The organism is Shewanella sp. MF08487 (genome assembly GCF_050848685.1).
Lineage (GTDB): Bacteria > Pseudomonadota > Gammaproteobacteria > Enterobacterales > Shewanellaceae > Shewanella > Shewanella glacialipiscicola.
On the sequence record NZ_JBOZPB010000006.1, the window covers coordinates 161,931 to 182,967 of the forward strand.

Annotated in this window: 17 protein-coding genes; 11 read left to right on the plus strand and 6 right to left on the minus strand. The window is 44.7% G+C overall.

What is annotated here, in order from left to right; all coding sequences use genetic code 11:
• Nucleotides 1-283 precede the first annotated feature (283 nt).
• The 4 genes from ACRN9H_RS06720 (at nucleotide 284) to ACRN9H_RS06735 (ending at nucleotide 5,010) form a co-directional block, all read left to right on the plus strand.
• A complete protein-coding gene (locus ACRN9H_RS06720) occupies nucleotides 284-484 on the plus strand; it encodes a twin-arginine translocation signal domain-containing protein (protein WP_076497218.1) in 201 nt (66 codons plus the stop codon).
• Nucleotides 485-501: 17 nt separating this feature from the next.
• Nucleotides 502-3,354, plus strand: coding sequence for a formate dehydrogenase subunit alpha (locus ACRN9H_RS06725; protein WP_432313016.1), 2,853 nt, complete (start codon nucleotides 502-504; stop codon nucleotides 3,352-3,354).
• A 29-nt stretch (nucleotides 3,355-3,383) separates the two neighbouring features.
• Complete coding sequence (gene fdh3B, locus ACRN9H_RS06730) at nucleotides 3,384-3,953, plus strand: formate dehydrogenase FDH3 subunit beta (RefSeq protein WP_220772313.1); 570 nt, start codon at nucleotides 3,384-3,386, stop codon at nucleotides 3,951-3,953.
• A gap of 76 nt (nucleotides 3,954-4,029) precedes the next feature.
• Nucleotides 4,030-5,010 (plus strand): formate dehydrogenase subunit gamma, encoded by a 981-nt coding sequence (locus ACRN9H_RS06735; RefSeq protein WP_220772355.1) that lies wholly within the window; start codon nucleotides 4,030-4,032, stop codon nucleotides 5,008-5,010.
• Nucleotides 5,011-5,134: 124 nt separating this feature from the next.
• Here the strand turns inward: ACRN9H_RS06735 and ACRN9H_RS06740 are convergent, their stop codons facing one another.
• Nucleotides 5,135-6,058 carry a bile acid:sodium symporter family protein gene (locus tag ACRN9H_RS06740; protein WP_432313051.1) on the minus strand — a complete coding sequence of 308 codons (924 nt, stop codon included), beginning with the start codon at nucleotides 6,056-6,058 and terminating at the stop codon, nucleotides 5,135-5,137.
• A gap of 455 nt (nucleotides 6,059-6,513) precedes the next feature.
• Between ACRN9H_RS06740 and ACRN9H_RS06745 the strand changes: the two genes are divergently transcribed.
• Nucleotides 6,514-7,851 carry a coproporphyrinogen III oxidase family protein gene (locus ACRN9H_RS06745; protein WP_432313017.1) on the plus strand — a complete coding sequence of 446 codons (1,338 nt, stop codon included), beginning with the start codon at nucleotides 6,514-6,516 and terminating at the stop codon, nucleotides 7,849-7,851.
• A gap of 132 nt (nucleotides 7,852-7,983) precedes the next feature.
• Here the strand turns inward: ACRN9H_RS06745 and ACRN9H_RS06750 are convergent, their stop codons facing one another.
• Nucleotides 7,984-8,919, minus strand: coding sequence for a LysR family transcriptional regulator (locus ACRN9H_RS06750; protein WP_220772310.1), 936 nt, complete (start codon nucleotides 8,917-8,919; stop codon nucleotides 7,984-7,986).
• A gap of 27 nt (nucleotides 8,920-8,946) precedes the next feature.
• A complete protein-coding gene (locus ACRN9H_RS06755; RefSeq protein ID WP_432313018.1) occupies nucleotides 8,947-9,804 on the minus strand; it encodes a DMT family transporter in 858 nt (285 codons plus the stop codon).
• 159 nt (nucleotides 9,805-9,963) lie between these two features.
• On the opposite strand from ACRN9H_RS06755, the gene trmL reads away from it, so the two are divergent.
• The gene (gene trmL / locus ACRN9H_RS06760; protein ID WP_432313019.1) at nucleotides 9,964-10,428 is read left to right on the plus strand and encodes a tRNA (uridine(34)/cytosine(34)/5-carboxymethylaminomethyluridine(34)-2'-O)-methyltransferase TrmL; all 465 of its coding nucleotides are present in this window, start codon (nucleotides 9,964-9,966) and stop codon (nucleotides 10,426-10,428) included.
• 44 nt (nucleotides 10,429-10,472) lie between these two features.
• On the opposite strand, the gene ACRN9H_RS06765 is transcribed toward trmL, so the two are convergent.
• The 3 genes from ACRN9H_RS06765 to ACRN9H_RS06775 form a co-directional block, all read right to left on the minus strand.
• Nucleotides 10,473-11,054 carry a hypothetical protein gene (locus ACRN9H_RS06765; RefSeq protein ID WP_432313020.1) on the minus strand — a complete coding sequence of 194 codons (582 nt, stop codon included), beginning with the start codon at nucleotides 11,052-11,054 and terminating at the stop codon, nucleotides 10,473-10,475.
• A gap of 123 nt (nucleotides 11,055-11,177) precedes the next feature.
• Nucleotides 11,178-12,656, minus strand: a complete 1,479-nt coding sequence (locus ACRN9H_RS06770) for a M16 family metallopeptidase (protein WP_432313021.1) — start codon at nucleotides 12,654-12,656, stop codon at nucleotides 11,178-11,180.
• A complete protein-coding gene (locus ACRN9H_RS06775; RefSeq protein ID WP_432313022.1) occupies nucleotides 12,653-13,984 on the minus strand; it encodes a M16 family metallopeptidase in 1,332 nt (443 codons plus the stop codon). Before ACRN9H_RS06775 ends, ACRN9H_RS06770 begins: the two co-directional genes overlap by 4 nt.
• 521 nt (nucleotides 13,985-14,505) lie before the next feature.
• On the opposite strand from ACRN9H_RS06775, the gene ACRN9H_RS06780 reads away from it, so the two are divergent.
• From ACRN9H_RS06780 to ACRN9H_RS06800, 5 genes are all read left to right on the plus strand, one after another.
• The gene (locus tag ACRN9H_RS06780) at nucleotides 14,506-15,408 is read left to right on the plus strand and encodes a LysR substrate-binding domain-containing protein (RefSeq protein WP_432313023.1); all 903 of its coding nucleotides are present in this window, start codon (nucleotides 14,506-14,508) and stop codon (nucleotides 15,406-15,408) included.
• Between the two features lie 334 nt (nucleotides 15,409-15,742).
• Entirely contained in the window at nucleotides 15,743-16,405 is a 663-nt protein-coding gene (locus tag ACRN9H_RS06785; protein WP_432313024.1) for a cysteine hydrolase family protein, read from the plus strand.
• Between the two features lie 688 nt (nucleotides 16,406-17,093).
• Nucleotides 17,094-18,632 carry an acyl-CoA synthetase FdrA gene (fdrA, locus tag ACRN9H_RS06790; protein WP_432313025.1) on the plus strand — a complete coding sequence of 513 codons (1,539 nt, stop codon included), beginning with the start codon at nucleotides 17,094-17,096 and terminating at the stop codon, nucleotides 18,630-18,632.
• A 13-nt stretch (nucleotides 18,633-18,645) separates the two neighbouring features.
• Nucleotides 18,646-20,070 (plus strand): DUF1116 domain-containing protein, encoded by a 1,425-nt coding sequence (locus ACRN9H_RS06795; RefSeq protein ID WP_432313026.1) that lies wholly within the window; start codon nucleotides 18,646-18,648, stop codon nucleotides 20,068-20,070.
• Nucleotides 20,067-21,020 (plus strand): carbamate kinase, encoded by a 954-nt coding sequence (locus ACRN9H_RS06800; RefSeq protein ID WP_432313027.1) that lies wholly within the window; start codon nucleotides 20,067-20,069, stop codon nucleotides 21,018-21,020. Before ACRN9H_RS06795 ends, ACRN9H_RS06800 begins: the two co-directional genes overlap by 4 nt.
• Nucleotides 21,021-21,037: the final 17 nt, after the last annotated feature.

Here is a 21,037-nt window from a genome sequence, read left to right on the forward strand (position 1 = left end):
CGTGGTACGAAAAAGCTGCCTGCGGCCTGCTCTCAAGGGATTTGTGAAACTATGAGCGAGTTAACGCTTTAAGAGAACGGTATCCTATTTCAAGGCCGCAAACTGTTCTAGATCAATTCCTGCTCAACCCTTTCCCACTATATTGCCGTCACGCGCGATGATTGATGGTAAGCAAGATGATTTCATTATCTTTCCCACCACCGAACTTCACTTTTTGATAACAAGATAATCCCACAAAAAAGCCGTGCGAACTTAACACTAGACCTTAATTTTAGGAGTCAGCATGAAGCAGCAACCCAGCGATTTATCTCGCCGAACTTTGCTAAAAGCGCTCACCGTCGGCAGCGTAGCAGGTGCCACGATTGCGGCAACGGGCATAAGCGTGGCAAAGGCCAGCGAGAGCAGCAAGGTAACCACTAAAGAGTCAAATGGTTACCACGAAACTGCGCATATCAGCAGCTATTACGATAGCTTGCGCAGCTAATCTAGGAGAAGTCAGCGATGAAGTTAACTCGCAAGTCCAATGCTGCCCCAGTGGCAGGCAAACCGGCGTTAGGCATTAGCCGTCGTCAATTTATGAAGCACGCAGGTATTGCAACTGGCGGTATTGCGGCAGCATCACTCATGGGTACTGGCATGATGCGTCGCGTCGAAGCCAAAGAAGTGCCGCATGATGCCCCCATCGAAGTCAAACGTACTATTTGTAGTGCCTGCGCTGTCGGTTGTGGTTTATATGCCGAAGTGCAAAATGGCGTGTGGACAGGCCAAGAACCTGCATTCGATCATCCGTTTAACGCTGGTGGTCACTGCGCCAAAGGTGCAGCACTGCGCGAACACGGCCACGGTGAAAAACGCCTGAAATATCCAATGAAATTGGTTGATGGCAAGTGGAAAAAACTCTCTTGGGAAGATGCGATTAACGAAGTGGGCGACCAAATGCTCAGCATTCGTAAAGAATCCGGCCCAGACTCAGTGTACTTCATGGGTAGTGCTAAGTTTTCTAACGAAGGTTGCTACATGTACCGCAAATTAGCGGCTATGTGGGGCACAAACAACGTCGACCATTCAGCTCGAATTTGTCACTCTACCACGGTAGCCGGTGTTGCTAACACTTGGGGCTACGGTGCGCAAACTAACTCTTTTAACGATATTCAAAATGCCAATGCGATCTTTCTGATTGGGGCAAACCCAGCAGAAGCTCACCCAGTGGCAATGCAACATATTCTGATCGCAAAAGAAAGAAAACACGCCAAAATTATTGTGGTTGATCCACGTTTCTCTCGCACTGCAGCGCACTCAGACTTACATTGCGCTATCCGTCCAGGTACTGACATTCCGTTTATTTACGGTATGTTATGGCATATTTTTGAAAACGGTTGGGAAGATAAGACCTTTATCAAACAACGTGTTTTCGAGATGGAAAGCATCCGCGCCGAAGTGAAAAAGTTCCCACCTAAAGAAGTGGAAAACATCACAGGCGTAAGCGAAGCAGATGTGTACCAAGCAGCCAAATTGATGGCCGACAACCGTCCTGGCACTGTGATTTGGTGCATGGGTGGTACTCAACACCACGTCGGTAACGCTAACACCCGTGCTTACTGCATTCTGCAATTAGCCTTAGGCAATATGGGCGTTTCTGGTGGCGGTACTAACATTTTCCGTGGTCACGATAACGTCCAAGGCGCAACTGACTTAGGCTTATTATTCGATAATTTACCCGGTTACTACGGCTTAACGACAGGTGCTTGGGCTCACTGGACCCACGTGTGGGATCTGGACATGGCATGGGTTAAAAACCGTTTCGACCAAACGCCTTATTTGGGCAAAGACCCAATGACCACGCCGGGCATTCCTTGTTCTCGCTGGCACGATGGTGTGTTAGAAGAAAAGAGTAAATTAGCGCAGAAAGACAATATCCGTATGGCGTTTTTCTGGGGACAATCGGTTAACACTGAAACCCGCCAACGTGACGTACGCGATGCCTTAGATAAGATGGATACCGTCGTTGTTGTCGACCCATTCCCTACTATGGCAGGCGTCATGCACCGTCGTAAGAATGGTGTGTATCTATTACCCGCTGCAACGCAATTTGAAACCGAAGGCTCAGTATCAAACTCTGGCCGCTCGATTCAATGGCGTGAAAAAGTCATAGAGCCACTGTTCGAGTCTAAAACTGACCTCGAAATCATGTACCGTTTAGCGCAAAAGCTCGGTATTGATGAGCAATACACTAAACGTATCGCTAAAGAAAACGGTTTACTTGTGATTGAAGATATCACCCGCGAAATCAACCGCGGTATGTGGACTATCGGTATGACGGGCCAAAGCCCTGAGCGCATCAAATTGCATACCCAAAACTGGGGCACCTTTAGTAATAAAACACTCGAAGCAGCCGGCGGCCCAGCGAAGGGGGAAACCTATGGTTTACCTTGGCCATGTTGGGGCACGCCAGAAGCGAAACACCCTGGTACCCAAATTCTATATAACCAATCAAAACACGTAAAAGACGGTGGTGGTAACTTCCGCGCCCGTTATGGTGTTGAATATAACGGTCAAAGCATTTTAGCAGACGGAACTTACTCTAAAGGCGCTGAAATTCAAGACGGTTATCCAGAGTTTACCGCCGATATGCTTAAGCAGCTGGGTTGGTGGAATGATCTGACCGCCGAAGAAAAAGCAGAAGCTGAAGGCAAAAACTGGAAGACCGACTTGTCAGGCGGCATCGTTCGCGTGGCTATTAAGCATGGTTGTATTCCTTTTGGTAACGCTAAAGCTCGTTGTATTGTTTGGACTTTCCCAGACCAAGTGCCAATTCACCGTGAGCCGTTATACACGCCGCGTCGTGACTTGGTAAGCAAATACCCAACCTATGCCGACATGCAAGTGCACCGTCTACCAACACTTTATAAGTCAATTCAAGACCAAGACTTCAGCGGTAAATACCCATTAGCGTTAACCTCTGGTCGTTTAGTGGAATATGAAGGGGGTGGTGAAGAATCTCGTTCTAACCCATGGCTAGCTGAACTTCAACAGGAAATGTTTGTTGAAATGAACCCCGCCGATGCAGCCGATCGCGGTATCCGCAACGGTGAAAACGTGTGGTTAGAAGGCGCCGAAGGTGGCCGTATTAAGGTACAAGCACTGGTAACCCCAAGGGTTAAACCTGGCGTAACCTTTATGCCATACCACTTTGCCGGTGTGATGCACGGAGAAAGTTTAGCGCCTAACTATCCAGAGGGCACTGTGCCTTATGTTATAGGTGAATCCTGTAACACTGCGATGACCTATGGCTATGATCCTGTGACCCAAATGCAGGAAACCAAGGCGTCACTCTGTCAGATCGTTAAAGCGTAAGTGCAGCTTAAGCTAGGAGAATTGCCATTATGGCTACAATGAAATTTTTGTGTGATACCAAGCGCTGCATCGAATGTAACGGTTGCGTCACTGCCTGTAAAAACGAAAACGACTCCGCTCTTGAGTGGGGAATTCAACGCCGCCGCGTAGTGACGATTAACGATGGTCAACGTGGAGAAGCCTCAATCTCTGTCGCCTGTATGCATTGCAGTGATGCACCTTGTATGGCCGTTTGCCCAGCAAACTGCTTCTACAGAACTGACGACGGCATAGTGCTACACAACAAAGACACCTGTATTGGTTGCGGTTACTGCTTGTACGCCTGTCCGTTTGGTGCACCACAGTTCCCGAAAAAAGGTGCCTTTGGTAGCCGCGGCAAAATGGATAAATGTACTTTCTGTGCCGGCGGCCCAGAAGAAAATCACTCAGACGCAGAACGCCAAAAATACGGCTCAAACCGTATTGCTGAAGGCAAACTGCCCATGTGTGCAGAACTGTGTGCCACTAAGGCCTTGTTAGCCGGTGATGCGGAAATTGTTTCGAGCATCTTCCGCGAACGTGTGGCTTACCGTGGTGCTAAAGACGCGGCTTGGAATTAATTCAGGTCAACAGGATCTGTCCACAACTTAGCTGCGCCCGCCTCGGTAGGCGTAACTAAGTGAGAGAGGATATATGATAAATAAATGGTTCAAGCACATAGGGTTAGCTATCGCACTGTTATTTAGTGCTGTGTGCTTCGCTAATGGTGGTGGTGAACTGGCTCAAGTTGAACAGTCTGATGCACAAATGTGGGCACAACTGAAAGATGGCGCCACGGGATACACCACTTCCCAAAGTGAGTTTCACGCTCAGCCCATCAATACCTATGATTTACGGGTATTGACGTTACGCAGCGACTGGTTAGCGCCGGCCTTAATGGCTGCGTTATTTGGTATGATTATTATCTTCGTCTTATTTATCAAGGTGAATGGCATTTCTACGCTGCACCATGGTTTTTCAGGCAAGCTGGTGCATCGCTGGTCTAAATTCGATGTTTCAATCCACTGGTTAGGCGCGATCCCGTGCTTATTGTTGATTTTAACGGGCTTAACCTTACTGGCTGGACGGTTCTTTTTCCAACCTTGGTTAGGTGAAGGATTTTGGGCTGGCCTTGTTTACGGTGCCAAGCAAATACATGACGTAATGGCGTTTCCTTTCATGATCGGTTGGGCATTAATGACCGTATTATGGGCGAAAAACCAGCTGCCAAAAATGTACGACGTAAAGTGGTTTATGGTGGTCGGTGGTTACATTAACTTTGGTCCATTCAAAGGTAAGCACCCCGATGCTGGTTTTGCTAACGCGGGTGAAAAAATGTGGTTTTGGGCCTTTGCCCTGTTTGGATTAGTGATTTCGGCCTCAGGCATGTTGTTACTCTTCCCTAACCTATTTGAACCTAGCCGGACAATAAGCTTAATCGCATTGGTATTGCACTCAGTAAGCGCCATCGTGATCTGTGCTTTTTCTATCGTGCACATCTTCATGGCAACCGTCATGTCAGAAGGCGGGATGGAATGTATGGTATCAGGCTACTGTGATGAAAACTGGGCCAGCCAACATCACAATCTATGGTTTGACGAAATCAAAGCCAATGGCACCTTGAAGTACAAAGAATAATTCTTGTTACTTTGACGATTAAAAAACCTCTGTGAGTTGACTCACAGAGGTTTTTTATTTAAACCCGCCAACTGCTAGCGCAACTCTTGATAACATCAAACTGTAAAAGCGTAACTGCACCCTGTTATTTTTCCGCCTTTTTTTGCTCTAAACTCGCCCAATAGCCGGCCAACATAGCACCCGATAGGTTATGCCATATCGAGAATATCGCGCTAGGAATAGCAGAGATAGGGCTAAAAAACTTAATACATAAGGCAGTGGCTAGGCCGGAGTTTTGTAGGCCGACTTCGATGGATATGGTCTTACAAACCGTATGGCTAAAGCCCAATAAGCGGCAGCAAAAGTAGCCCAAGGCGAGGCCCAAACCATTGTGTAAAAATACAGCTAACAAAATAATCGAGCCGACCTTATCAAACTGATTGGCATTTAACGCCACAATAATAGTGATCGCCATTACAATCGCTAAAATAGAAATGAGCGGTAATGCTGGAGCGATTTTAGCCACCCGTGATTTAAAAAAATGATTGATAATTACGCCAGCACTGACCGGAATTAATACAATTTTCACTAAACTCAGCAGCATATCGGTAAAAGGGATATCGACCATCTCACCAATCAGCAGCTTGATAATCAGCGGAGTTAATACCACTCCCGCTAAGGTCGACAGCGCCGTCATAGTGATTGATAACGCCACATCACCTTTTGCCAGATAACAGACGACGTTAGAAGCAGTGCCACCCGCAACACTACCCACCAACACCATGCCAATGGTGAGCTCCCTATCTAAGCCTAATAGCTGGCTGATCAATAATGCGCTAAGCGGCATCACTGAGAATTGCAGCACCAGCCCAGTGAGTACCGCACGTTTCTGTTTGAAGGCATTAGCAAAATCGAACAGATTTAAGGTAAGCCCCATAGATAGCATAATGACCACCAGCAGCGGCACAATGGCGGATTTAAGCTCAACAAAACCACTGGGCATAACATAAGCAAGCACAGCACCACACAATGCCAACAGCGGGAAAAATCGATTTATATTGACCAATATAGCCAGCCTTTTTAACAGCAGAGGTTAAGTTAACGCTCGGATGATGACAGCCACCCCTCAGATAGACAAGCCAGCTGCGGGGGATTAATACTAAATAATCTGAACTCAGGCGTTTCTACAGGTTATTTGTCTCTTTATCTAGGTTAACGTTGTAGATAAGGCAATAAGATTAATCAGTTACCACAGTCACTATCCTGAGTTTAGGTTAAATAAAACAGGCTGAACCCTATTTTAAGCATCCCTTTTGAACCACTTACGATTAAAAAATGCATCGCAGATCACTAAAACATGATCTGCTTAACAAAACACCGTGATTTATATGTTAGGAAGCCGTAACTTGTAACCAGTTCACATTTTATTAGCCGCATACCCGTTAGTCTAACTACGCTAGGTGGTCGTGAATTACCTAAAGCAATTCTGGTATTTACGGTTAGCACTCTCAGATAGGAATAGTCATGTCTTCAATTATCCAAACGCCTAACAGCACTATCATTAAGCCTTATCAAGCTAATATTACCGTTCCTAACTGGATGCTCAGCTCAATGGAGCGGGTGATGCAGTATTATGTCGACAAAAACCTTCGCCTTGATACTATTTCTGCCGAAATGATGCCTGCGCCAGTTGAAGGCAAAAAGTACATGTTGTACGCACACATTCCTTTCTGTCACACCCTATGTTCTTACTGTACCTTCCACCGTTTTATATTTAAGGAAGATAAGGCGCGCGCTTATTTTATCTCGCTACGTAAAGAAATGGAGATGGTTAAAGCATTAGGCTATGACTTTGAATCTATGTACATTGGTGGTGGTACTACCACAGTATTAGAAGATGAATTAGCCCGCACTATCGAGCATGCAAAGACGCTGTTCCCCAGCATTAAAGAAGTGTCCTGCGAGTCCGATCCGCAGCATTTAGACAGTCCAGGGTTTAAACAACTTAAAGGCTTAGTCGATCGCATGTCTATTGGCGTGCAAAGTTTTAATGATGATATTTTAAAGATGACCGACAGGCTGGAAAAATTCGGTACTGGTCAACAAACCTTCGACAAAATTATGGGCGCAAAAGAGCTGTTCCCGATTATTAACGTCGACCTGATTTTTGGTTTCCGTGGCCAAACCGATGAAGTGATCCAGCATGATCTCGACATGGCATCGCGTTTAGACCCAAGACAAATTACCACTTATCCATTGATGATCACCCATCAGACTCGCAAGAGCGTTAAAGGTAAGCTGGCCGCGCCACAAGGAGAGATGGCAAACCAATATCGCCAAATTTTAAACAGTTTAAATGGCCAATATAATCAATTATCTGCCTGGGCATTTGGTAAGACCGACAACGAAGGATTTGACGAATACGTTATCGATTACGACGAATATTTAGGCGTGGGTTCTGGCTCATTTAGCTTTTTAAATGATACCCTTTATGTCAATACCTTCTCATTGCGTAAGTACCAAGAGCGCGTTGCCGCGGGGAAAATGGGCGTTGAGCAGCAAAAGAACTACAGCAAAAAAGATGTGATGCAATATCGCTTCTTGCTCGGCATGTTCTCTGGCCGTTTATCACGTAAATATTTCCGTGAAAATTTTGGCGTCAATTTAGATACTGCCTTATTTAAAGAAATGACCTCAATGAAGTTAATTGGCGCGATCAAAAATGACCCAACGGATCCCGATAATTTGATCGTGACCGACAACGGTAAAATGATGGGTCTATTAATGATGAAAGAGTTTTACTCCGGCATGGATAACGTGCGTGCTCAGTTACGTAAACCACTCAAACCCTGTGATATGTAACATTGATTAATAAGGGTATTGGTAACGATAAAACAGGCCCTTTCGAGGGCTTTTTTGTTAATTCGGTTTAATGGATAGTAAGTACTGATAGCTAAAGCAAAATCAACTCTTGTCATATCAATACAATCAAGCCTAAACGATAAGTGACTGCTGAACTCGGCTAATGATCAACTCTCGCAGCCATTTATGGCTAAGATCGTGTTCAAAATGTTTGTGCCACATCAATAAGTAAGCACCGGGGATCAAGTGAATAGGCGAAGGTAAATATTGCAGATCAAAGGATTTCATCAAGGTTAAGGCATAACGGGAAGGCGCGCAGAGAATTAAATCGCTTTGTTCACACAGGGTCAGTGCGCTCTGAAAATCGGTCATGTGCACTGCAATATCGCGCTTACGCCCTTCAAGCTGTAATACATCGTCCAGCAACCAATGCTCTAGGCCACCAAAAGCCACCTGTAACTGGCGATAACTTAAAAAAGTTTCTAAATTCCACTCCTGCTTTAACGCGGGATGATCACGGCGCATTAAACATACTGAGTAATCTTGTACTAATTCGACATAAGACAGATCGTCTGACATATCATTTACATGCATCGGCGAACGCTCATCCCATTCACGACAACCAATCGCTAAATCAATATCACAACGCAGTAATCTGTCCATGGTATCGAGCCGCCACGTTTGGCAATTAATACTCACACTCGGCGCCTGTATCAGCAACTCAGGCATAAAATAAGGCAGAGTGAGCGAGTAAGTAGTCTCGACTAAATGCATTCTAAATTGGCGCTGACTTAAAGCGGGCTCAAAGGTATCTGGCCGCGTAAATTGGGCTAATTGTTGTAGGCATTGGCGTAACTCAGGTGCAAGGGATAACGCCTTAGGTGTGGGTTTAAGACCATAGGCAGTTCGCTCAAACAACGGATCATCAAATACTTCCCTAAGACGAGTCAGCTGTTTACTCACCGCTGATTGGCTTAAATGCAAACGAGCTGCCGCTGCGGTAACGCTGCGCTCCTCTAGCAGGATTTCAAGTACGGGCAGTAAATTTAGATCCAGTCGTTTTTGCATCTATGACTCAGTTATCCCAACAAATTGTTATCGAGGTGTATTTTTAAATAGGTGGATACTGAACCTATGCGGCAATTTCATCAACAACAGCGACAATAAAATCACTCCAATCCCTATCCATTGGCGTAAATCAAGCGTTTCACCGACGATTAACACCCCTAATAGTACCGCAACCACGGGGTTAACTAATGCCACCATACCCATAATTTCTGGCCCTAAATGTCGCATCGACCACAACCAAGCCCAGTAAGCTAGCGCAGTGTTGGCAATCACTAACCAGATAAGTGAAGGCACCACGTGCATCGCTGGCAATTGTGGCGCACCAGACATAAACAACGCCAGCGGAATTAACATCAATCCCCCCAAGAATAACTGCCATGCGGTCAGCACTAAGTAGTCACCCACATCCCATCGTTGCATCCAGCGAGATGACAAAGCCACTAAGGTCGTCGCGCTCAGCATACAAAGCACGCCGATAGGATCGAGATCCGCCGAAGGATTGAGTAGTAACATCACCCCGCCAAGGCCCATTAATCCCAATAGTAACCACTTCATTCCCGGACGTTTTTTATCAATTACCCAAGCTAAAATGATGAAAATTAACGGTAGAGTTGCACCTAATGTACCTGCTACTGCGCCGGGTAAACGATAAGCCCCAATAAACAACAAAGCAAAGAAGGCACCGATATTACAAAAAGAAAGTAAAGATAACTTTGACCATGCCAGTGTGGGCAAACGAGGACGCAGCATCAACAGTAAAATCCCTGCAGGTAAGGCACGCCATACGGCCACCCAATAAGGCGACATATCTTGTAAATACAGATTAACTAACGCATAAGTCGTACCCCAAAATACCGGGGCGAGTAAGGCAATCACAAAAGGCATAATGAGTCTTTAAAAAGTATCTTGATGTAGAGAAAGGTTATCTTGAGACGAATAAACTAGCAAGCATTGTCTCAACCCGAGCGGCACCATCATAACAAACACTGCGTTTAGGCGCAGTTTACCGTATAATCAGCCGTCATTTTCTACAGGCGGGCAAGCATGTTCCATATCGCACTCTATGAGCCAGAAATCGCACCGAACACAGGCAATATTATTCGTTTATGCGCTAACAATGGCTGCCAACTTCATTTAATTGAACCTTTAGGCTTTGATTTAGAAGAAAAAAAATTACGCCGAGCCGGATTAGATTATGCTGATTTAACCAACGTCACTCGGCATCAAAACTTTGATGCCTTTCTCGAGGCTATGGCGGGCAAGCGCATTATGGCCTGCACCACTAAGGGGAGTCGCCCACATTCAGAACTTCGTTTTGCAAAAGATGATGTACTGCTATTTGGTCCAGAAACCCGCGGTTTACCGATGGCGATTATCGAGTCGATTCCTACCGAACAAAGATTACGTATCCCAATGGCAGCCACGAGTCGTAGTTTAAACCTCTCTAATGCGGTGGCGATTATCAGCTATGAAGCTTGGCGTCAGCTCGATTTTACAGGCGCACTTTAAGCAAACTTCGGTGAAATGCCATTGAAGGCGGTCCGAATTAACAACTAAGGAGATGGCGCGACAGGCGTCATCTCTATGCCGCGAAACAGCTGATAGCGGTCGATATCATCATCTAAATACTGAATATTTTGCGTCCACAGCCATGCGCCAGCAGGCGTTTTGGTATCAAAGAGTAATTGGATCAATGCGGGTCGTGTGCTGACAACCCCTTCCCCCAGCAGTGAATAATCACCATTTTGACGATATAGGCTAAACACTTGCTGTTTATCTTCTGCTACACCGTCGTAGTAAGTCAGCAGCACTTGCGAACCTTGTTCCCGAAACCACCAAGTTTCACTAAAAGGTGCCCTAGTGCCGATACTCACAGACAAGATTAACTGCCGCTGATCTTGGGAGCAAAAACCAGTGACTGTGACTTTTTTAGGAATTTCCCCGACTTTGGCAGCATCACCCGCCCACTGCCCGACCAATTGAGGGCAAAACTCCTTGAAACTGACCTTAGCCGCTAAAGCCGAACTCGGCAGTAAGGCAAAAAAAGTTAGCGCTACGCCTAAGTAGATGTTGAATCTTGTATGACTTAATTTTAAAAGTCGCCTTTGTGGACCATCTTTTTGCTTAAACTGCATTTCCCCACCTAAACGCCTATCGTTAATTTCCTTACTATGGGCAAAAAGTAAAAGGTCTGCAATGCAGACCTTTTAAATTGATAACTTAGGCAAAAACTTAAGTTTTTCGCACGCTACTTTAGTTTACTGACCAAACCCTGTGGCATTGATATCCACTGGGTGTACTGTGCCGTATTTAGCAGCGATTGGCGCTATTTTAGCGGCATTGCCAATCAACACAAATTGCAGATCTTTTTGCGGAAAATAAGCCTTAACTAACCTTTGGGTTTCTTCTAAGGTCAAGCCATCGACCTTAGCCTGAAACTCATTGATAAACTTATCATCAAAACCATACAGATACATGCCTGACAAGAGCCCGGCTAGCTGACCTGAGGTTTCAAACTTAGGCGGGAACTGACCCTTAACGTAGGCTTTAGCCGAATCTAAGGTCGCTTGATCTATACCTTTTTCCCATAAACGTGCATAGGTTTTCAAGGCTAAATCAATCGCTTCTTGAGTGGTTTCCGTCTTAGTGAAAGTGCTGATTGTGAATACGCCAGAATCGGTATAAGGGCTAAAACCTGAGCGCGCGCCATAGGTTAAGCCTGCGTTTACCCGCAGCTCGTCGTTAAGCCAAGAGGTAAAACGACCACCTAAAATAGTGTTCACTACCGTTAAACCGACATAGTCTGGATTGTCACGACTAATGCCTAAACCGCCGATAACAAAGGTGGTTTCGATTGCATCGGGTTTATCCACCAACAAGACTTTGGCCGCAGTTAACTGAGGCAAGCCTTGATTTAAGTCAGGCTGCACCAGTTTCTCGCTGCCTTTCCACTGACCCAAGGTTTGCGTCAGCTTAGCCTTCATCGCAGCAACATCAAAGTCACCCACGACAGTTATCGCGGTATTGGAAGGTTGATAGTAACTCTTATGGAAAGCACGCAGTTGCGACACTGTCACTTGTTCAAGCGAATCGCTGTTACCCGAAGCCGCATTACCATAAGGATGGGCACCAAATACCAGCTTATCGAAGTAACGACCAATCACCGCCCGTGGGCTTTCTTTATCTTGCTGCAATCCCGCAATCGCGCGTTGCTTGAGTTTATCGAACTCGGCGGCGTCAAAGTCCGGCGTTAACATCGCCGCACTAAATAAGCCCAGCATGACGTCAGTGTCTTTCGCCATAAAATCGGCGCTGAGATAGCTGCCTTCTTTATCCGCTTCAGCGCCTAAACTTGCACCGAGAAAATCCACTTGCTGCTCGATATCCGCCTTAGATTTACCCGCCGCCCCTAGAAACAAACCTTCTGCCGTCATTTGCGCCACGCCTGCGGTGCTGTCATTGACAGCCCCCGCACGTACCACGGCATTTAAGGTGACTAAAGGCACTTCGCGCTGCGGCATTAAATATACAGTTAAGCCGTTATCCAGTACGAACTTGTCGTAACTTGGCATCACAAAGCTGCCAGTTTCAACGCGTTTTGGCGCCGATGTCGTAGCACAACCCGCTAAGGCTAAACTTGTGCCTAGGGCTAATGCGGCCATTAACTTAGAAGGTTTCCCGAGTGATGCCATCTTAAGTGATTTCATTGCTGTCGATTTCACTACTGTCGATTTCATTGGGAGATCTCCTCGTTTGCCGCCAGCACAGCTACAGTGCGATTCGATTTACGTAAATAGGTTTGGGCAACACGTTGAATATCCGCTGGCGTCACCTTGTTATAGGCTTCTGGCGCATTAAATAACTTATCGTAACTGCCAAAATACATCTCATAGGTGCCTATGGTGTTGGCCTTGCCATTAATGGTTTCCATCGAACGGTAAAAATCCATCAACTTGATATTTTTAACTTTATCCAGTTCTTGCTGAGTAATGCCCGTTGTCGCAATCGCATCGATTTGTTCAATCAGCGCATGCTCCAGCGTCGAGGCTTTCACCTCAGGCGTGGCAACACCCATCACATAGAAAAGGTTAGGATCGACCGACATCGGCATGTAGGTTTGCGCTTCTAAGGCCACTTGTTTATCAACCAATGATTGATATAAACGCGAGCTATTACCTTGGCTTAGAATCGAGCTTAATAAATCCAGCGCATAAAAATCCGCATGGGTTGCCGCCGGAATATGATACGCCAACATCACATTAGGTGTGCTGACCGATGCCTTTTGCACAAAGGTGCGACGCTCACCCTTTTGCTCAGGTTCGACAGTGCGAATCGCCTTAGGCGGAGTTTGTGCCGGAATAGGCGCAAAGTACTTGTCGGCCAAGGCTTTTACTTGGGCAAGCTTTACATCGCCGGCAATCACGACCACGGCATTGTTCGGCGCGTAATAGGTTTTATGGTACTGGACTAAATCTTCCAGCGACCAAGCGGCGATATCCGACTCGTGACCGATCACCGACCAAGAATAAGGGTGGGCTAAAAATGCCACGCCTTTGATTTCGCCTTCGAGGGCATTCCAGTTAGAGTTTTCTAAGCCAGTGGAGCGCTCCGACTGCACTACGCCACGCTCGCTATCGACCATGGCTTGGTTGATATCTAAGTTAGCGATGCGGTCAGCTTCGAGATCGAACATAGTTTCGAGCGCATTGGCGGGGAACCAATCGGTATAAACCGTCATGTCTTCAGTGGTATACGCATTGTTCGCGCCACCGGCGGCTTCCATAGAGCGGTCGAACATTTTTGGGCCGTACTTTTTCGAACCATTGAACATCATGTGTTCGAAAAAGTGCGAAATACCGGTAATACCGGGCACTTCGTTACGTGAACCGACCTTCCAAAATAAATACATGTTGGCATTGGGAATAGAGGCATCTTCTAGCACCATGATTTTCATGCCGTTATCTAGCGTGAAACTCTTAATGTCTTCTGCCGTGGTGGCCTGTGCTTGGCTTAAGGGGTTCAAAAGTCCCATGGCCAACACCAGAGCCGATAGCGTACGCTTCATCTTGTTCGCTCCTTGCTGTAAATATCAACATATAGAGGTAAATTGTTTAACAAATCAAGCGCAGAATGCGTATCCCACGCCGATTTTTTGTAAGCTCAAGTTATACCGAAGAGCTTACGGAATAACGCCTGTCCGACTTATAGCGTCTAAAGCGCAGTTAACGCCACTTTAGTCATGGCCTCACCCCCACACTTATCGCCTCGCGGTTTATATTTTTCGCCCGCAGCAAGCGCTAAGATTTGAATAGATAGAGTTGAATAAATAAAGCTGAAGCTAAGCCGAAGCGAGAAAATATTTTGGAGAGGTCGAATAGACTAAATAAATATTACTCTCACAATTATTTATAAGCAGTTGTTATACTGCATAAAACTTATTAAATATATATCATCGCATTTATTGTATATGTTAAAATCTAAGTATGATAAGTATCATTATTCACAGCAAACAGTTATGAATTAGGGATTTGATTCAATATAGACAAAAGCATATAATTTAAAAAACACTGAATAACGAAAATTAATATGCCTTTGTCTAAAGAAGCTTTTAAAACAATTCATCTCATAGCCCAATCTGGCAGCTTTGCTATCGCTGCAGAAAGAATCAATCGCGTCCCCTCAGCCATTAGTTATACTGTAAAAAAAATGGAAGAAGAGCTCGGCTTTGATTTATTTGACCGTAAAGGGCGACAAATTAAACTCACCCCAGCCGGAGAGTATTTTATTGCCCATAGTAAATGGATGCTTGATAGCTATGAGGAGTTGGTACGCAACAGTGCAATGATATGTACTGGTGTTGATGCCTCATTCAATATTGCGATTAATAATATTATTAATCGTAATGGCTTAATTGATTTAATAGAGAAGCTTAATCAACACTTTCCCTCAACTAGAATTTCTATAACAACAGAAGTGTACAATGGCTGTTGGGATGCCCTTTATGATAAACGAGCAGATCTCGTAATTGGTGCCCCTCATTCAGCACCCAAAATGGAGGGAATTGTTTATCAGGCAATTGGTAAAATTGAGTGGGACTTTATCGTTGCTCAATCCGATCCTTTAGCGAGTCAGATAAATGTATTAACCGCCGAACAACTACGTAAGTATCCTGCAATCGTCGTCAAAGATACGTCTAAACATATCATGCCACAAGATGCATGGTCTCTAATCGGACAAAAGATTATTTATGCGCCTGAACTATCCACTGCGATTAAGTTAATTGAACATGGTGTCGGTATCGGTTACATGCCTCATCATCGTATTAAAGAATTACTTGATTTAGGGAGAGTTATAAAAAAAGCGATTGTAGAACATAAACAACCCACTCAACTATTCTATGCTTGGCATGCCAATCGTGAAAGCCCTGTATTAAATTGGTGTATTGACTACTTAATGCAACCAGAAAATACCAACCAGTGGACCGACTAGAATGAGATTATGAGAGATTGAGATCCCCGTCTCATTTCTAACATCCGCTCTGCGTGAGCCAATTCACACTTTACTCTCATCATTGAACAATATAAGCGATGTGATTAGTCAAAAATTTTGACTAATCTTAATCCAAGATCAACCCAATCACCCTATCCTCTCAAGACTGAGTATAATCCTTAAATTTAGCAGGCTTCAAAAGGGCTATTAATCAAATTATTTGATTTTATAAGTCTAATTTTATCACTTCTTTAATCATTATCTGCTCGATACTATCAAACGGTGTTGACTACTTTGAGTTAACCCGGCCAACTATTATAAAGGTTATTAAATTATGACTAGATTATTTCAAGCCGAACCATTTGCATTAAACTTTGATCCACAAACGACCGCACTGGTGGTTATTGATATGCAGAGAGATTTTGTTGAACCAGGTGGATTCGGTGAAGCACTTGGTAACGATGTATCTTTAGTACGTAGCGCGATTGAACCATGTTGTAAATTATTAAAAACAGCACGAGACTCAGGGATTATGGTTATCCATACCCGCGAAGGTCACCGTGCAGATCTTTCTGACTGTCCGCCGGCCAAGCTGACTCGTGGTGGTAAAACATTTATAGGTGAAATGGGGCCAAAAGGTCGCATTCTTATTCGTGGCGAAGCTGGTCACGATATCATTCCAGAGTTATACCCTATTGCTGGCGAGCCTATTATCGACAAACCCGGGAAAGGTGCTTTTTACCAAACCGATCTTCACCTTATTCTACAGAATAAGAACATTAAAACATTGATTGTTTGTGGTGTAACGACTGAGGTTTGCGTTAATACAACTGTACGTGAAGCTAACGACCGTGGTTATGAATGTATTATTCCTGAAGATTGTGTTGGCTCCTATTTCCCTGAATTTCATAAATCTACACTTGAGATGAACAAAGCACAGGGAGCTATTTTCGGTTGGATATCGAATAGCGAAAATATCATTGCAGGTCTGAAGTAAGTAATCGAGATTGTTTTGGTTTACCAAGGGATACCATTTCCCATTAAGCTCATTTAATGGCAAGGTCTATAGCATTTTCCAGCGGTCGATAAATATCAAAACTGACCTTGCTACAATACCTTGGGTATCTTTCCTTGATAAAGCGTTACCAGCAATACATGCAGTATCTCAGTACAACTTCGAGTCGGTAGGGTTATTAACAGCAAAAGTAAATATTAGCGATAAAAATGGCGACAAGTAACATTACATAGCTCACATCAGCTTTAATGTTACAGGTTAATATTATTACCTAAAAATAATAGCAGCAGACTAAACGGTTATTAACATTAATATCGGATACTAATACGGTGTAATATTGCCATCTAAAAGACTTCAACAGTATCCAAGAGTTCACTCTATTAATTGGAACATTAAACACTGAGACCAAACTCTGCCATACAGTGTATATCATTAAAAGTTCCATTTAAAACTTAAGCAATGTTAATTAACAATTAATATAAATTTCCTACTTATCATTTTTAGGCCAATGGCTCGTATATTTTTTAGCAAACAACTTTAAATAACTAACATTGTGTGATGACTACTTTAAGTATTAGTTCAACTTTTTTCGCTGATACTATTGCTGGAATGCTATATCTCCTCAATTACGTATTATTGAATTAGAAAATTTATTTTAGCAGGTATATATATGACTATTAGATATACAACATTTGAGAATCTATATCAGGATTCCGTTTCCTTAATGCAGATTTCGGCCCGCATTAATAAAATCAATGGGGTTGATGAAGCCTCTGTTGCCATGGGAACCGCTGCAAACTTAGCCCGTATGGCAGATGCTGGTTTTGGTATCGATATTATTGCTAAGCCAAATGACCTTGTCATCGCAGTAAAAGGCGAGGCAGAGGCATGTGAAGAAGCGATAAAAATTGCATTCGAAGCACTAACGGCCAAACCAGATACGGGTAATGATAGTCAGCAATTCTCACAACCATTGACCAGTTTTGCCCTCGGTTTAACTCAGCATCCGGATGCTAATCTAGCATTGATTTCCGTCCCAGGTGAATATGCTACGGCAGAAGCGATGAAAGCGCTGCAGCTGGGCCTTAACGTGATGATGTTCAGTGATAATGTATCCGTTGAAGATGAAAGAGCTATCAAGCAACTAGCTCAGCAAAAGGATCTCATGGTAATGGGTCCCGATTGTGGTACCGCCATTATTAATGGTATTCCTCTGGGGTTTGCAAACGTGGTTCGCAGAGGTGCGATAGGCGTAGTCGCCGCATCTGGCACTGGATTACAGGAAGCAACCTGTCGTATTCATCAGTTAGGTGAAGGTATATCGCAAGCCTTGGGAACGGGTGGCCATGATTTACATCAAGAGGTTGGTGGGATCTCTATGTTGCATGGCTTATGTGCGCTAGCCGATGATGATGACACGCAAGTCATTGTGCTCATCTCTAAGCCACCCGCAAAGTCGATTGCTGAAAAAATCTTGAAAATGGCTTCGCAAATCAACAAGCCTGTTGTAGTTCACTTTCTTGGGGCGTCAAGCTCTGAGCTATCACTTAATGGCGTTTATTTTGCTCACTCATTAGCGCACTCAGCGGAAGTTGCTGTAGCGGTATTGAATCATCAAGATATCCCTGCGGTATCAACAACGCCAAAAGATGACACTGTATTAGCCAATCTAAAAACTCAATTAACCCCAAGCCAACGCTATATCAGAGGTGTATTCGCAGGGGGGACTTTCTGTTTCGAAGCACAAATTATCGCGAGTCAATATGGGTTGAGTGCCTACTCAAACACCCCAGTTCAGGGTAACAGCTTGCTGAATGATGTGTGGACTAGCCAACAACATACCATAGTGGATTTAGGTGATGACGCTTTTACTCAGGGTCGACCACATCCAATGATTGACCCCACTTTGCGTAACCAACGCATTTTACAAGATGCTCAAGATCCCAGCACCGCAGTGATTTTGTTTGATGTCGTTTTAGGTTATGGCGCAGCAGAAGATCCGTTGACCGAGCTATGTGAGGTGATTGCGCAAGTTCGCCGTGAATCACTGACTCCACCAATGTTTATTGCCCATGTTTGTGGCACTGACTTAGATCCACAGTCGCGCAATTTAAGCCGCGATACGTTGATCGCTGCAGGAGTGTTAATTGCAGATAGCAATGCTGATGCAGCTCATCTGACTGCTCAATTTATTTCTCAACTTTGCTAAAGAGGTAATTCAAATGAAAGCACTTTTCACTCAGAAACTAACAGTCCTCAATGCAGGTCTAGCCAGTTTTGCCTCTAACATTGAACGTGCCGGTGGTGAGGCGATTGCTATGAATTGGCAACCACCAGCAGGTGGCGATCGTAAAGGTGGCCTCGCTTTAGCAGAATTACTCAATCAACCAGAAATCGAACTTGCTAACAAAATGGCGATGGAGCGCTACTTAGCAGCACAGCCAATACTCGTCGATGTCATGCTCGCTGGTGAAGCAATTCCTGCATTATTAGAGAAAAAAATGATTTTGCATGCCGGTCCTCCTATTGCATGGCAAGAGATGTGTGGCCCGGTACAAGGCGCTATTTTAGGCGCTATATTATTTGAACAGTGGGCCGAGGATATTGAACAGGCTGAATCTCTCATACTCGCAGGTGAAGTCACATTTGAACCTTGTCATCACTATGATGCTGTAGGTCCAATGGCCGGAATTATTAGTCGTTCAATGCCATTATGGGTTGTTGAAAATCCTAACAATGCTCATGAGCGTGTCTATTGTAATTTTAATGAAGGCCTAGGAAAAGTACTGCGTTTTGGTGCTAACAGCCCAGCGGTTATTGAACGGCTAAAATGGATGGGTACTGAACTAGCAGAGGCAATGAAAGCAATGTTAGTTCAATCAGGCTCGATAGAGTTAAAGCCCATTATGGCGCAAGCCCTTCATATGGGGGATGAGATCCATAACCGTAATGCCGCTGCAACAGGCTTACTTTTAAAACAAATTGTGCCAGCACTATTAAGCACTTCACTGCCAAAAGAACAACTGCAGAGAGTCATTAGCTTTGTTACCGCAAACGATCACTTCTTCTTAAATCTATCTATGGCAGCGTGCAAAAGTATGCTTAAAGCTGCTGAAAGTATTTCCAATAGCACCATGGTGACCGTTATGGCACGTAATGGTGTTAATTTCGGTATTCGCCTCTCAGGTACTGGTAATCGCTGGTTTCAAGCTCCTGCTAACCCCGTTAACGGTTTGTTCTTCCCGGGTTATGGCGTTGAAGATGCGGCAGCGGATTTAGGCGACAGTGCCATTACAGAAACTGCGGGGGTGGGAGGTTTTGCAATGGCGTCATCACCAGCGATTGTGAAATTTGTCGGCGGCACGCCAATTGATGCAACTAACAATAGCCGCGCGATGCAGGCGATCACGTTAGGCGGTAACCCAGCCTTTACATTACCGGCATTAAATTTTGCCCCCACCGCAGCAGGTATAGATGCCCGCAAGGTGGCTGACCATTCTATTTTACCCATTATTAATACTGGTATCGCTCACAAAAAAGCAGGGGTTGGTCAAATTGGCGCAGGTATTACGACCGCGCCAATGCAGTGTTTTGTTGATGCTTTACAATATCTTGCCGCTCTTAGAAATAACAAGGAATCAATATGACTAAAAGACCTTTAGCTGTAGTCGCCTTTGGCGGCAATGCTTTGATTGATGATGATGCTCATAGTTCAATCAATGATCAGTACCAAACTGTCGTCAATAACGTGGGTTACTTAGTTGATTTAATCGAACGTGGTTGGGATTTAGTGTTAACTCATGGCAATGGACCTCAAGTGGGGTTTATTTTACGCCGCTCAGAACTGGCTTCCCATGAAGTCAATACCGTTCCGGTTGACTATGCGGTTGGTGATACCCAAGGTGCCATTGGTTATATGTTTCAAAAGGCACTGAGTAATGAGTTAAGACAGCGTGGTATTTCACGCCCAGTAGTGACATTAGTGACTCAAACGCGTGTTGACCCCAATGATCCCGCTTTTAAGAAACCCAACAAACCTATCGGTTCATTTATGGATAAAGCCAGAGCGGAAGAATACGCCACCGAATTAGGTTGGCACATTATGGAAGATTCTGGACGTGGCTGGCGTCGTTGTATTGCAAGCCCAAGCCCACAAGAAATTATCGAGATAGACAGCATAAAGACGCTGCTCGAAAGTGGAACGTTAGTGATTGCATGCGGCGGTGGCGGCATTCCGGTTGAACGCAATGACAAAGGTGATTTAGTGGGGATTGAAGCGGTAATCGATAAAGACGTGGCGTCAGCAATGCTTGCCAGAGAGTTACAAGCTGACATGTTAATCATTCCTACCGGCGTTGAAAAAGTTGCGATTAACTTTGGTATGCCAGGAGAGCGATGGTTAGACCAACTTATTCCTGTTGATGCAAAGCTCCTTAGCGAACAAGGACAATTTGGTGAGGGGTCGATGAAACCGAAAGTCGATGCTTTATTAACATTCTTAGAGGGTAACCCTAAAGGCGCAGGGTTAATTACCAAGGCAAGCACAGTTATCCAAGCCATTGACGGTAAAACGGGCACCTGGATCCGCAACAACTAATTATTTAGGTCCGGTTT

What these genes read in the sequence shown, in the direction of transcription:
- ACRN9H_RS06720 (WP_076497218.1), top strand. Translation starts at nt 284, where the DNA reads ATGAAGCAGCAACCCAGCGATTTATCTCGCCGAACTTTGCTAAAAGCG.
- ACRN9H_RS06725 (WP_432313016.1), top strand. Translation starts at nt 502, where the DNA reads ATGAAGTTAACTCGCAAGTCCAATGCTGCCCCAGTGGCAGGCAAACCG.
- fdh3B (WP_220772313.1), top strand. Translation starts at nt 3,384, where the DNA reads ATGGCTACAATGAAATTTTTGTGTGATACCAAGCGCTGCATCGAATGT.
- ACRN9H_RS06745 (WP_432313017.1), top strand. Translation starts at nt 6,514, where the DNA reads ATGTCTTCAATTATCCAAACGCCTAACAGCACTATCATTAAGCCTTAT.
- ACRN9H_RS06750 (WP_220772310.1), bottom strand. Translation starts at nt 8,919, where the DNA reads ATGCAAAAACGACTGGATCTAAATTTACTGCCCGTACTTGAAATCCTG.
- ACRN9H_RS06755 (WP_432313018.1), bottom strand. Translation starts at nt 9,804, where the DNA reads ATGCCTTTTGTGATTGCCTTACTCGCCCCGGTATTTTGGGGTACGACT.
- trmL (WP_432313019.1), top strand. Translation starts at nt 9,964, where the DNA reads ATGTTCCATATCGCACTCTATGAGCCAGAAATCGCACCGAACACAGGC.
- ACRN9H_RS06765 (WP_432313020.1), bottom strand. Translation starts at nt 11,054, where the DNA reads ATGCAGTTTAAGCAAAAAGATGGTCCACAAAGGCGACTTTTAAAATTA.
- ACRN9H_RS06770 (WP_432313021.1), bottom strand. Translation starts at nt 12,656, where the DNA reads ATGAAATCGACAGTAGTGAAATCGACAGCAATGAAATCACTTAAGATG.
- ACRN9H_RS06775 (WP_432313022.1), bottom strand. Translation starts at nt 13,984, where the DNA reads ATGAAGCGTACGCTATCGGCTCTGGTGTTGGCCATGGGACTTTTGAAC.
- ACRN9H_RS06780 (WP_432313023.1), top strand. Translation starts at nt 14,506, where the DNA reads ATGCCTTTGTCTAAAGAAGCTTTTAAAACAATTCATCTCATAGCCCAA.
- ACRN9H_RS06785 (WP_432313024.1), top strand. Translation starts at nt 15,743, where the DNA reads ATGACTAGATTATTTCAAGCCGAACCATTTGCATTAAACTTTGATCCA.
- fdrA (WP_432313025.1), top strand. Translation starts at nt 17,094, where the DNA reads ATGACTATTAGATATACAACATTTGAGAATCTATATCAGGATTCCGTT.
- ACRN9H_RS06795 (WP_432313026.1), top strand. Translation starts at nt 18,646, where the DNA reads ATGAAAGCACTTTTCACTCAGAAACTAACAGTCCTCAATGCAGGTCTA.
- ACRN9H_RS06800 (WP_432313027.1), top strand. Translation starts at nt 20,067, where the DNA reads ATGACTAAAAGACCTTTAGCTGTAGTCGCCTTTGGCGGCAATGCTTTG.